At 41.2% G+C, this 11,602-nt stretch carries 10 protein-coding genes; 5 read left to right on the forward strand and 5 right to left on the reverse strand.

What is annotated here, in order from left to right:
* Positions 1-697: HEAT repeat domain-containing protein (locus GNF10_RS30700; protein WP_185607333.1), on the forward strand; the 697-nt coding region annotated here is incomplete at its 5' end.
* 130 nt (positions 698-827) lie between these two features.
* Here the strand turns inward: GNF10_RS30700 and GNF10_RS30705 are convergent.
* The 3 genes from GNF10_RS30705 to GNF10_RS30715 all read right to left on the reverse strand — a co-directional run bounded on the left by GNF10_RS30705 (position 828) and on the right by GNF10_RS30715 (position 3,370).
* Entirely contained in the window at positions 828-1,142 is a 315-nt protein-coding gene (locus GNF10_RS30705; protein ID WP_012408942.1) for an RNA-binding protein, read from the reverse strand.
* 378 nt (positions 1,143-1,520) lie between these two features.
* Positions 1,521-2,381, reverse strand: a complete 861-nt coding sequence (locus tag GNF10_RS30710) for a 3'(2'),5'-bisphosphate nucleotidase CysQ (protein WP_185587666.1) — start codon at positions 2,379-2,381, stop codon at positions 1,521-1,523.
* A 95-nt stretch (positions 2,382-2,476) separates the two neighbouring features.
* Positions 2,477-3,370, reverse strand: coding sequence for a sugar kinase (locus tag GNF10_RS30715; RefSeq protein ID WP_185587668.1), 894 nt, complete (start codon positions 3,368-3,370; stop codon positions 2,477-2,479).
* 119 nt (positions 3,371-3,489) lie between these two features.
* Here GNF10_RS30715 and rsmI point away from each other — a divergent pair, with 119 nt between their 5' ends.
* The 3 genes from rsmI to GNF10_RS30730 all read left to right on the forward strand — a co-directional run bounded on the left by rsmI (position 3,490) and on the right by GNF10_RS30730 (position 5,840).
* Complete coding sequence (rsmI, locus tag GNF10_RS30720) at positions 3,490-4,350, forward strand: 16S rRNA (cytidine(1402)-2'-O)-methyltransferase (RefSeq protein WP_185587670.1); 861 nt, start codon at positions 3,490-3,492, stop codon at positions 4,348-4,350.
* A 241-nt stretch (positions 4,351-4,591) separates the two neighbouring features.
* On the forward strand, positions 4,592-4,870 hold the full coding sequence (locus GNF10_RS30725) for a GlsB/YeaQ/YmgE family stress response membrane protein (RefSeq protein ID WP_012408938.1): 279 nt from the start codon (positions 4,592-4,594) through the stop codon (positions 4,868-4,870).
* A 58-nt stretch (positions 4,871-4,928) separates the two neighbouring features.
* Complete coding sequence (locus GNF10_RS30730) at positions 4,929-5,840, forward strand: hypothetical protein (protein WP_185587672.1); 912 nt, start codon at positions 4,929-4,931, stop codon at positions 5,838-5,840.
* 373 nt (positions 5,841-6,213) lie between these two features.
* Here the strand turns inward: GNF10_RS30730 and GNF10_RS30735 are convergent, their stop codons facing one another.
* Positions 6,214-6,426: a hypothetical protein gene (locus GNF10_RS30735; RefSeq protein ID WP_185587674.1), complete on the reverse strand. Its 213-nt coding sequence runs from the start codon at positions 6,424-6,426 to the stop codon at positions 6,214-6,216.
* A gap of 357 nt (positions 6,427-6,783) precedes the next feature.
* Here GNF10_RS30735 and GNF10_RS30740 point away from each other — a divergent pair, with 357 nt between their 5' ends.
* Complete coding sequence (locus GNF10_RS30740) at positions 6,784-10,419, forward strand: response regulator (RefSeq protein ID WP_185587676.1); 3,636 nt, start codon at positions 6,784-6,786, stop codon at positions 10,417-10,419.
* Positions 10,420-10,572: 153 nt separating this feature from the next.
* Here GNF10_RS30740 and GNF10_RS30745 read toward each other — a convergent pair whose 3' ends face one another.
* On the reverse strand, positions 10,573-11,589 hold the full coding sequence (locus GNF10_RS30745) for a ribose-phosphate pyrophosphokinase (protein WP_185587678.1): 1,017 nt from the start codon (positions 11,587-11,589) through the stop codon (positions 10,573-10,575).
* Between the last annotated feature and the right edge of the window lie 13 nt (positions 11,590-11,602).

Raw genomic sequence — 11,602 nt, forward strand, 5'->3', positions numbered from 1 at the left:
AGCATTAAGTGAGTTAATAACACAAGATGAATTGTTACTATTACTAGATAAACTGCAAAGTAATGATGTAAATCTGCAATTAAATATTTTAGTGCTTTTGCGGAAGATACATGATATTCAATCTTTACCCTACATTTTGCCATTTCTAGAATCAAAAAATCCTGAATTAAGAGAAGCAGCCATTACCACACTGCGATATATAAATCAACTAGAAAAATGTCCCCGAGCTTTAAATTTAATCTTTGATGAGGAAGCAAGTGTACGTCGTGCTGCTGCTTTAACTTTAGAACATTTACAAGATACAGAAGTGATTACAATACTTTGTCAAGCACTTACAAATGATAGTGACTGGCAAGTTCGCCGGAATGCAGCTAAATCTCTGGCTATTCATGCAAATAATCAAGCAATTTCAGCATTAGAAATAGCTTTAAATGATGAACATTGGCAAGTGAGAAAATCAGCAGCACAAGCTTTGCAAAAAATTCCAGATATTCAAGTTATGCCAAGATTAATTCAAGCATTAACAGATGAATATGCAGATGTACGCAAAGAAGCAGTAATTGCACTTGGTAATTTAGCTCATCCTGATACTATTAATCCCTTACAACAAGCGTTAGATGACCCCGATAGAGAAGTTTCCATCCAAGCGCAACGCGCAATTCAAAAGATTCAAGTAGATAAAAACTCTCTTCACTAGTACCATTTTTTGTGAAGCTGCAATAGATGAATGGTTTAAGGTTAGATACAAAAAATATTCCAGCAGAGGGCAGCTTTTGGCTTTATCTGCTGGAGACTCTAAATGTGAAACTTTTAGGAATCAATCGATTTTAGTAGCGATTGTTATTGTTGCGGCGGGCATTACCGCCACCCCAACTACCACGAGGAGAACTGCTTCTATCCTCACGAGGTTTAGCTTTGTTCACTTTCAAGTCACGTCCCATCCACTCAGCACCATCAAGTGCATCAATAGCAGCTTGTTCTTGTGTGTCTGATTCCATTTCCACAAAAGCGAACCCACGAGGCCGGCCTGTTTCCCGATCTGTGGGTAGTTGAACACGACTTACTGTTCCGTATTCTGCAAAAGCCTGCTTTAAGTCCTCTTCTGTAACCTGATATGACAGGTTCCCGACGTAAATTGACATAGAAATCTCCGAATTCAGGGAGTGTAGAGAGTTAAATTCGGAGAGACGGTTTTTGGAAATCAAAACTAGTTACTCAACCGAAAATAATCTTTATGTCCATGAGTTTAACACAGCGTTCAGCCTTTGAATATCGTCTAATAGTGAATTTTATTCACAAATCAAACCCTTAAAGCAGGTTTGCAGACTTCTCAATTGGCTGGCTTTTGTTGCTTGTACTATAAAAGTTACACTTTTAATCTGCGATCGCGCAGCTATTTAGTGTTTTGAAAATTAAGCTGTGGACTTAGAGGTAAATATTATTATCGGTAGTGCGTGCAATCATAACATGACTAGCTGTTTTAAAAGCAAATTAAAAAATATTCATCCTCAAATGTCCCATTAGCTATGGTCGAACTGCGCTAAAATCTTTTCTGCTTGCTGGCACAGTGCTTCGTGATATTCACCATTACTCGCCAGCAAACCTCCCCATTGATTGATATCACCAGTGTTATACTGCAACGGAGCGCCGTCAAAGTGGGTAAACTTACCGCCAGCTTCTGTTAAAATCAATTCTGGTGCTGCCATGTCCCAATCTTTGGGCGCAGACTTACCAGAAAGAGAAATATAGATATCTGCTTGTTGCTCGACAATAGTGGCGATTTTGCAGCCGACACTACCCACAGATTTCTGATTTTGACAGGGTAAATTTTGTAGCAAGTAATCTAAGCGCTGGTTGCGGTGAGAGCGACTAACCACTAAGGTTAAATCCTCAATTGGTTTACCTGACAACACTTGTAAAGGAACAGAGCCATCACTGGTTTCTACAAATGTCCCCCCACCTTTGGTAGCGTAATATAACTTTTCTGCCTCTGGTACTGCCACTACTGCTAAAACTGGGCGTGTTTCCTTGACTAAAGCAATGTGAACTGCATAATCCCCAGTTTTTTCAATAAAGTCTCGTGTACCATCCAAAGGGTCAATTATCCATACCCAAGGGGCGGAAGGGTGTGCGCCTGTAGTTGGTGACTGATAGGTTTCTTCGCTGATGTAAGCAAAATCTTCATTACCCAAAGCTCCTTGTAGCTTCTGCAAGATATATTGACTCACAGCTACATCGGCAACGGTAACAGGCTCATTTTCTTTATATTGTACATCTAAGTTAGGGTCTTTTGCGGTGCCGTGGTAATACGATCGCAGTATATCTGCTGCACCCCAACCTATCTCACGAGCGATCGCTAATAGTTCTTGTAAATCTTTCATTAATTTAGCCTATTTAAAAATATGTATAACGTGATTAGGGGCGCACAGCGATACTTAGTTTAACTAATTACGAATTACGAATTACGAATTACGAATTATCTTAAATCCATCCAGCGCCGAGTGCCAAAAAATTTACAAGAATCAGCAGCAATATTAGCTGCCAGCGCCAGCGCATCAGTAAAACTTTCCCTTAAAATGTAATCACAAAAAGCACCGTGGAAAATATCTCCAGCCCCTAATGTATCAACCGCGTGTATTTGCGGCACATCTACGATACCAGCTTTAGTGCAACTCAAGTATTCAATTGGTTTTTGTCCGTGGGTAATGGCGATGTAAGGAATCTCAAAGCCGGACAGATAGGCAAAAACGTCTTCTCCAGTCTGACAGTTGGGGGGATAAAAATTAGCTGAACAGATGGCATAATCTACAAACGGCAAAATTTGCTCAAATCCAGGCTTCCAACTGCCACCATCGATTACTACTGGGATATTTTTGGCTTTAGCTGCTTGGGCTATGAAATAACTTACAGCCATCTGATGCCCATCAATCAGTACTATATTGACATTTTGTAAAATATCTGGCGGGATAGATGCGCTGCTGGCTTGAGTTTTGACAGCATTGATGGAAACCACGGCTCTTTCACCTGTGGCTTGGGTGACAATGATTGAGGAGACAGGCGGTGCTAAATCAGTGGTAGGCTCAAGGTCTGCGATCGCAACTTTGTAATTTGCCAAATCGCCTCGAATTAGCTGTGTCATTGGGTGAGAACCCACTACACTTAGGACTGTAGCTTGATTACCTAAATGCCTAAAAGTTACAGCTGCGTTTGTTGCTGGGCCACCTGCCGCTACAGTATAGTCAGTAGCGACAATCTTCTGATTATTTTTGGGGGCAGATTCAGCAAGGTAAATCAAATCTAAAGTTACTAAACCGACAAATAACCCATGATGCGATTTTAGATTGGGAATTTTGGATTTTAGATTATCCATTCGTCATATATGTTCGTATAGGTGCATAAATTATTATTTTTAACTCTTGTGCGTCTCTATTGTCTCTCCTGCACAGACGCGATGAATCGCTTCTCTACAAAAACTGCTAACTTTCTCTTATGCAAACCGATCCAAAACCAAGAACACTTTACGTTGTCGGTACACCCATTGGCAACCTGGAAGATATAACCTTTCGGGCGGTGCGAATTTTGCAGACTGTGGATATCATTGCTGCGGAAGACACCCGGCACACAGGGAAATTATTACAGCATTTTCAAGTTAAAACTCCCCAGGTGAGTTACCACGAACACAATCGTACCAGTCGCATCCCGGAATTATTAGAGCATTTAATTAACGATAAAGCGATCGCACTTGTGAGTGATGCCGGAATGCCAGGTATTTCCGATCCTGGATATGAACTGGTGAAAGCCTGCATTGAAGCGGGGATTTCAGTAGTTCCCATTCCTGGCGCTAGTGCAGCAATTACCGCTTTGAGTGCATCTGGATTACCAACAGATCGGTTTGTCTTTGAAGGCTTTCTGCCGACGAAAACTCAACAGAGACAAGAATATTTAGAATCTCTGCAAACAGAATCTCGTACATTGATTTTCTACGAATCGCCTCACCGCTTGCGAGATACTTTACAAGACTTAGCACAAGTTTGGGGGAGCGATCGCCAAATTGTGCTGGGGCGGGAGTTAACAAAATTGTATGAGGAATTTTGGCGGGGGACAATTGCCGAAGCGATCGCTCACTACAGCCAACGAGAACCCCAGGGTGAATATACATTAGTCGTGGCAGGAATTCCAGCCAGTCAGCCCCAACTGACAGAAGAGGAATTGAAAGCCGAATTGAAAATGTTAATTAGTCAGGGAATATCGCGATCGCAAGCTAGTCGTCAGTTAGCAAAATTTACCTCCCTTCCCCGTCGCCAACTTTATCAACTAGCTCTTTCCTTAGTCCTTACTCCTGAGTCTTGAACCACTAATAAAAATACTACTAGGGCTTACGTAAAACTATACCCTGTAGGAGCAATTTATCTAGATACAGAAAGGCTTACGGTAGGGGAAATACCCTGCCGGATAATCACTGAATATTCAAATGATATCTAAAGATTTTTGCTTTTAGTTCTCTAGATAGATCGGTAATTTTAGAGGCAAACCTTAATATGAAATAGTCGAAAGGAAACGACACAGCACATTTTCACAAAGGAAAGATTCAATGACTAACATTATTGCTTGGCTGGTTTTGGGTTTAATTGCAGGCGCGTTAGCTAAGTTATTTTATCCAGGAACCCAAGGTGGCGGTATTCTTTCCACAATTATATTAGGAATACTTGGAGCCGTAGTCGGTGGTTATTTGGGTCAAGTTTTACTAGGAAGTGGTTCAGCAGCCGCCGCATCTGTAGGAGCTTTATCTTTAGGAAGCATTTTATTTGCTGTTCTAGGTGCTATGCTACTGATTTTCCTGTGGGGTTTACTGACTCGCCGGGCTGTATAATTACCTTCAATTAGCTAATAATTTTGGGAATCACTTCTAACTGCAATAAACCGATAAAATGACATTAGAAAAAGAGCGAAGAACTATAGTAGTTTTCGCTAAATGTTCCGATGCACAATTGGCACTTCAGGAACTAAAAGCTTCTAATTTTCCAATGCACAAAGTTTCTGTAATTGCAAGAAATGCAGAAGAACAAAGTGATATTGCTGGTGTTGAAGTTAAAGATAGCACTAGCAATATATCCTCAGAAGAAGCTGATCAAGCCTTGACTGGTAGTGCTTTAGGCGATTTGAATGACTTATTAGCTGGTCTAGTCTCGTGGGTAGCTCCTGGTGTAGGCCAAGTCATGGTAGCCGGGGCACAAGCAATAGCAATCGCTAGCAATTTAGCAGGTTGTTTACCGGATGTATTGGTAAGTTTAGGAATTCCTAAAGAGCAAGCAGAGGCTTACAGTGATCTGGTCTGTAAGGGTTATCATTTGGTGATGATAACCGGCATAGACATAGAAATTCGTCTAGCTAAGAGGATTTTTAATCGCGGCGATCTTCAACATTTGGGTCTTTATGAGCCATACTCCACCCCAAATAGTCGTTATAAGCGCGCTATTGGTGTTTTTTCTAGGCACCATAATCTAGAAAGAGCGCTTACTGAACTGAGAACTGCTGGTTTTCCTATGAGTCAAGTATCAATAATTGCTAAAATTATCAGCAATATAAGTGATATTGTAGACGTGAATATCAGCAGTTCCCAAGATATTTACCCCACTCTAGGAATTCCTAACGATATCGCCAGATATTATCAGCATCAGGTCGCAAGTGGAAATTATCTAGTAGTCATAAAAGGCACTGATATATACATAGCAGGTGCAAGAGCGATTTTAGAGAGTAACAATATCCAAGATTTTAGTATACATAGCCAATCTGAGCTTGATCTGGCTAGAAGCGATCGCCAAAGTATTACCAACTTCTAGTTAAATTCAATAACCTGAAATTTATCGGAGAAGTATATTTTTTCTATAGATGAAATATTTTACGTAAGTATTTATTGCCTTGTAAAACTCTAACTTTCTAACATAATACCGCTTACAATCACTAAGGTTAAGGTTGTTCTTGATAGTGGTGTACAATAGTAATTGTATTTTATCCATCCGCAAAAAGTACTATGTTTAGCGTTTATAGAAAATGAAGTTCATTTGCTCTATCCTATCTACTTTATTGTATTATCCAAGTGTTTTAAGTTTCACTAGATAATATAAAATGTGCTGAAATTATTTAATTTCCTCCAAGCTTTTTTGATAAAAAGGTGATGTCAAATTAAATCTAAGCAACAACAAGAGGTTAGCCTTAGAGTAAAATAATATCTGTTTCAAATAGTAAAATAGTCGTCTCATAACCAATCCTACCCATTTTCAGTTCTGAGCCCATTGCCATTTCTACAAGATACGACCAGTTTCCAGAGTTAGGATGACATTCTCTTATGGTTGCCAATCCACCAATAAATTCCACCTTTTGCCCTTTGCATAATTTGGGTCTTGCTATGTCAATTACGGCGATCATAAAACTCACCCTGTTTTTGTAAAGTCTGATGTTAAGTTTATAATCTAAGAACAACTGTTTAAATATCCACCGCAAGATCAAATTGTCAAAAAAGTGGTTGCTCCTTTTGAAAGAGGTTATGCTATTTCAAAATTCAAGGTTTGTTAAAATATAAAAACGTCAGAAAAAATTATTTAAAGATTTATTTAAAGTAACGCTAATTTGTAAATATATATAGAATTGGAAGTGCTAATATTTAGCGTGCCAAAAACTAGGCATATCTCAGATAAACTAAACACTATACATTTAGTTTGGATATTTAGAACATAATCGAAATAGTCTTAAAAACAGAAATAGTTTAAATACTTGCCTGGAATAATGTTTAACCGTTTGAAGATTGGAACCAAAATTGGAGTAAGTTTTGCCCTGAGTTTGGCAACTCTGACCACCATTGGTCTGATCTCCTACCAAAGCACCAACGATCTAATTGAAACTTCGCGCAAAGAAACCCATACCTACCAGGTGCTAAGTCAGCTTGAAGACCTCAATCTGCAACTGACAAATGCTGAAACTGGGCAACGCGGTTACATTATTACGGGCGAACAGCGCTATTTAGAACCTTATAACGCTGCAATTGAATTATTGAATCAAAAAGTCAAGGAACTTCAAAGGTTAACAGAGGATAATCCCAACCAACAAAATCGGCTTGATATTTTGCAGCCATTACTAACTCAGAGAATGGCTGTAATGAAAGATGTCATTGAGCTACGGGAAAGCCAAGGTTTAGAAGCTTCTCAGAAAGCTGTCCTGACAGACCAGGGTAAGCAGCTGATGGATCAGATTCAGAAAGTTATCCAGGCGATGAAAACTGAGGAGAATGCACTGCTGAAACAGCGCTCTGAAAGAGCAAGAGCAGCTGCCCGGCAAACGATCGCCAGTATTATTTATAGTATTCCCTTATTTTCTTTAATTTTAGGTTTGATCGGATTTGCCTTGACCAGACATATCTCAGCACCTCTAAAGCAAGTTTCTGGTTTGGCAGAAAAAATGGCGGATGGGGATCTATCGGTGAGTTTACCAGATAGCGATCGCTACGATGAAATTGGCGTGTTGACGCGCACCTTCAACCAGATGATCGTTAATCTGCGAAATACAACCCAAAAAAATGAAGAGCAAAACTGGTTAAAGTCTAACTTAGCTGAATTTACCCAGATGCTCCAAGGGCAGCGAAATCTGGAAACTGCGTCTAGCTTGATATTGTCAAATTTAGCGCCACTGGTTGGGGCATCACAGGGCGTTTTTTATGCAATGGCCTCTATAGACGACCAACCAGTACTGAAGTTGTTGAGTAGTTATGCTTACAAAGAACGAAAAAACTTAGCAAATCAGTTTCGCTTAGGCGAGGGATTGGTGGGACAATGCGCCCTAGAAAAACAAAGAATCCTGCTCACAGAAGTTCCTAGTGACTATATCCGCATTAGTTCCGGCTTGGGAGAAGCACCACCGCTAAATATTATTGTTTTGCCTATAGTGTTTGAGACGCAGGTGAATGCCGTAATTGAACTTGCCTCTTTTGCGACTTTCAGCAATCTGCATCTGACATTTTTAGAGCAATTGAGTGAAAATCTGGGTGTATTTTTAAATAACATTGCCTCACAATTGCAAACCCAGCAACTACTTGAAGAGTCTGTTGCTTTAACAGAAGAACTGCAAACTCAGCAAGAAGAATTACAGCAGAGTAATCAACGCCTGGAAGAACAGGCGCACGAGTTGGAGGAATCACAATTTCTTGTCAAGCAGTCTAACGAAGAATTACAGCAATTAAATGAGGAATTAGAAGAAAAGGCAGAACTTTTAGAAGTTCAAAATCGGGAAGTCGCTCGCAAGAACCAGGAAGTTGAGCGGGCGAGGAAGTCTTTGGAAGAAAAAGCTGAACAATTGGCTTTGTCTTCCAAATATAAGTCGGAATTTCTGGCGAATATGTCCCACGAATTACGGACACCCCTAAATAGCTTGTTAATTTTAGCCAGACTGTTAGCAGATAATTCTCTTAACAACTTGACCGATAAACAGGTAGAGTACAGCCGGACTATTTACTCGGCTGGAACTGATTTGCTGGAATTGATCAATGACATTCTAGATTTAGCCAAAATTGAGTCGGGTACGATGTCACTCGATATTGAGCAAATTGCTTTTGCAGATTTGGAGACATCTCTAGAACAGACTTTCCGGCAAGTAGCGCACAATAAAGAACTCAATTTTACTATTGAACTGGATAGTAAGTTACCCCCGACAATTTATAACGATTCTAAACGTCTGCAACAAGTGCTAAAGAATCTCCTAGCTAACGCCTTTAAGTTTACTGAACAAGGAGGCGTGAAGTTAGAAATTAGTATGTCTTCTGACGCAGCCGAAATTGAGAATCCAATGATTGCTTTTGCTGTTAGCGATACGGGTATAGGCATTCCAGCCGAGAAGCAGAAGATTATTTTCGAGGCATTTCAGCAGGCAGATGGCACAACCAGCCGCAAGTATGGCGGCACTGGCTTGGGTTTGTCCATCAGCCGCGAATTGGCTCAACTGTTGGGAGGGAGAATTGAAATAGTCAGCCAACCAGGGCAGGGAAGCACCTTCACTCTCTACCTACCCAGACGACAAGAAAAGAATAGTCAAAGTACTTTTACACCTCCTCAACCAATCACTATCCGCCAAGCATCGACTATCAAAGAAGTGCCTTTGGTAGAAAACAGACCCACAACTGTGGACACCTCTTCAACCGCGAAAGTACTTACCACCTTCCCCCACGAAATTCCAGATGACCGGGAAATAATTCAACCGGGCGATCGCACTTTGCTAATTATCGAGGATGATGATAAATTCGCCCGCATCTTACTAGATATGGCTCGTGAGCAGGGCTTTAAGGTCATAGTTGCCTTACAGAGCAAACAAGGTCTAGCACTCGCGCAACAGTTTAAGCCCGATGCGATTATGCTAGATATTTATATGCCAGAAATGGATGGTTGGACGGTGCTGGATCGTCTAAAGCATAAACCAGATACTAGGCATATACCAGTACATATACTTTCCGTAGATGAAAGACAGCAACGGGGATTACAGCTAGGAGCAATTACTTACCTACAAAAACCTGTTTCTCCAGAAGCGTTAACTCAGGTATTGACTGATATTAAAGGTTTTATTGAGCGTCAGGTCAGAAATCTCCTCATAGTAGAAGACGATCCCGTACAAGCCCAAAGTATTATCGAATTGATTGGTAATGGTGATGTCCAGAGTACAGCAGTGGGTACGGGAGCAGAAGCGCTGTTGATTTTGCGATCGCAGCACTTTGACTGTATGGTACTGGATCTTGGTCTGCCCGATATGAGCGGGTTTGCACTAATTGAGCAAATCAAGCAAGAACCCAGGCTGTTGAAACTGCCAATTATCGTTTATACCGGCAAAGAACTCAGCCGCCAAGAAGAAACTCAACTGCGGGGGTTAGCAGAGACAATTATCATTAAAAATGTGCGATCGCCAGAGCGGTTATTAGACGAAACGGCCCTGTTTTTGCATCGAGTGCAAGCAAATTTGCCGCAACCAAAGCGTCAAATGCTAGAGCAACTACATCAAAATGACCCGGTGCTAGCTAATCGGAAAATTTTGATTGTAGATGATGACCTGCGGAATATTTTTGCCCTCACCAGCTTCTTAGAAAGCTATCAAATGCAAGTGCTGTTTGCCGAAAATGGCAGAGATGGTATAGAGAGACTGCAAACTAACCCTGACATCAATATAGTGTTGATGGATATTATGATGCCAGAAATGGATGGTTACGAAACCACCCGCGCCATCCGCCAGCAACAACAGTTTCGCTCACTACCAATAATTGCTTTAACTGCTAAAGCTATGCCAGGCGATCGCGAAAAGTGCATCGAAGCTGGAGCCTCTGACTACATAACTAAACCTGTAGATACTGAGCAATTACTTTCACTACTCCGCGTTTGGCTGTATAGGTAAGGAGTCAACCCCTTCTCTGCGAGACGCTACGCGAATGGGGAATTCAAAATTCAAAATTCAAAATTTAAAATTAATAACTAAAAGCAAAAGCCCACACTGCACCCAATCAAGGGACCAGCGTGGGTAATTTATGCCTATAACAGGAATGACAATCTAGCGGAACATACTGCTGACTGAAGTATCTTCATGAATCCGCCAGATAGTTTCTCCTAAGAGATTAGCTACTGACAACACTACTAGTTGAGGAAAACGATTGTTTTCTGGTATGGGGATTGTATTGGTGACAATAACTTCCTCAAACAAACCACTGGATAATCGCTCCATAGCTGGTGGGGAAAATACCGCATGAGTTGCACAGGCGTATACCTGACGCGCTCCTTCTTCACGCAGTAATCGCGCCCCTTCTGCGATCGTGCCGCCAGTGTCAATCATGTCATCCACCAACACTGCTGTTTTGCCTTTAACATCGCCGATGATATTTAACACTTCTGCAACATTATGTGCCTGACGACGCTTGTCAATAATCGCTAGGGGAGCATCATTTAATTTTTTGGCAAATGCTCTGGCTCTTGCTACACCGCCAACATCGGGGGAAACAACCACAAGGTCGGGCAATTGCTTGCTTGCTAGATAATCCAGCAATACTGGAGAACCGTAAACATGGTCAAAGGGAATATCGAAATAGCCTTGAATTTGCGCCGAGTGTAAATCCATTGCTAGAACGCGGTTGGCACCTGCTTCGGTGATCAAGTTAGCAACCAGCTTGGCAGTGATTGACTCTCGTCCTGCCGTTTTGCGATCGGCACGAGCATAGCCATAGTAGGGAATTACTGCTGTCACCTGTCGCGCCGAAGCTCGACGACAGGCATCAACCATAATCAATAATTCCATCAAATGATCGTTCACGGGTTGGCAGCATGGCTGTATTAAATAGACATCACAACCCCGAATTGATTCTTGGATTTGAACGTAAAGTTCTCCATCCGCAAATCTTTTGCGAATCATTGGCCCCAAGTCCATCCCGACATAACGAGCGACTTCTTGAGACAGCTGTAAATTGGCAGAGCCTGAAAACAGCCGCAAGCGATGATTATCAGTCATTCCTGTTGAAGATGCTTGCACTTTGAAAGTTGCAGAACTAAGAACAGCAGATCCTCTATTTGAATTCATAGCAATATTATCA

This window comes from Nostoc sp. UCD121, from assembly GCF_014222285.1.
Classification (GTDB): Bacteria; Cyanobacteriota; Cyanobacteriia; order Cyanobacteriales; family Nostocaceae; genus Nostoc.

Excerpts from the sequence above, each read along its gene's own strand:
- GNF10_RS30705 (WP_012408942.1), bottom strand. The coding sequence starts at position 1,142 with ATGTCAATTTACGTCGGGAACCTGTCATATCAGGTTACAGAAGAGGAC.
- GNF10_RS30710 (WP_185587666.1), bottom strand. The coding sequence starts at position 2,381 with ATGAAAGATTTACAAGAACTATTAGCGATCGCTCGTGAGATAGGTTGG.
- GNF10_RS30715 (WP_185587668.1), bottom strand. The coding sequence starts at position 3,370 with ATGGATAATCTAAAATCCAAAATTCCCAATCTAAAATCGCATCATGGG.
- rsmI (WP_185587670.1), top strand. The coding sequence starts at position 3,490 with ATGCAAACCGATCCAAAACCAAGAACACTTTACGTTGTCGGTACACCC.
- GNF10_RS30725 (WP_012408938.1), top strand. The coding sequence starts at position 4,592 with ATGACTAACATTATTGCTTGGCTGGTTTTGGGTTTAATTGCAGGCGCG.
- GNF10_RS30730 (WP_185587672.1), top strand. The coding sequence starts at position 4,929 with ATGACATTAGAAAAAGAGCGAAGAACTATAGTAGTTTTCGCTAAATGT.
- GNF10_RS30735 (WP_185587674.1), bottom strand. The coding sequence starts at position 6,426 with ATGATCGCCGTAATTGACATAGCAAGACCCAAATTATGCAAAGGGCAA.
- GNF10_RS30740 (WP_185587676.1), top strand. The coding sequence starts at position 6,784 with ATGTTTAACCGTTTGAAGATTGGAACCAAAATTGGAGTAAGTTTTGCC.
- GNF10_RS30745 (WP_185587678.1), bottom strand. The coding sequence starts at position 11,589 with ATGAATTCAAATAGAGGATCTGCTGTTCTTAGTTCTGCAACTTTCAAA.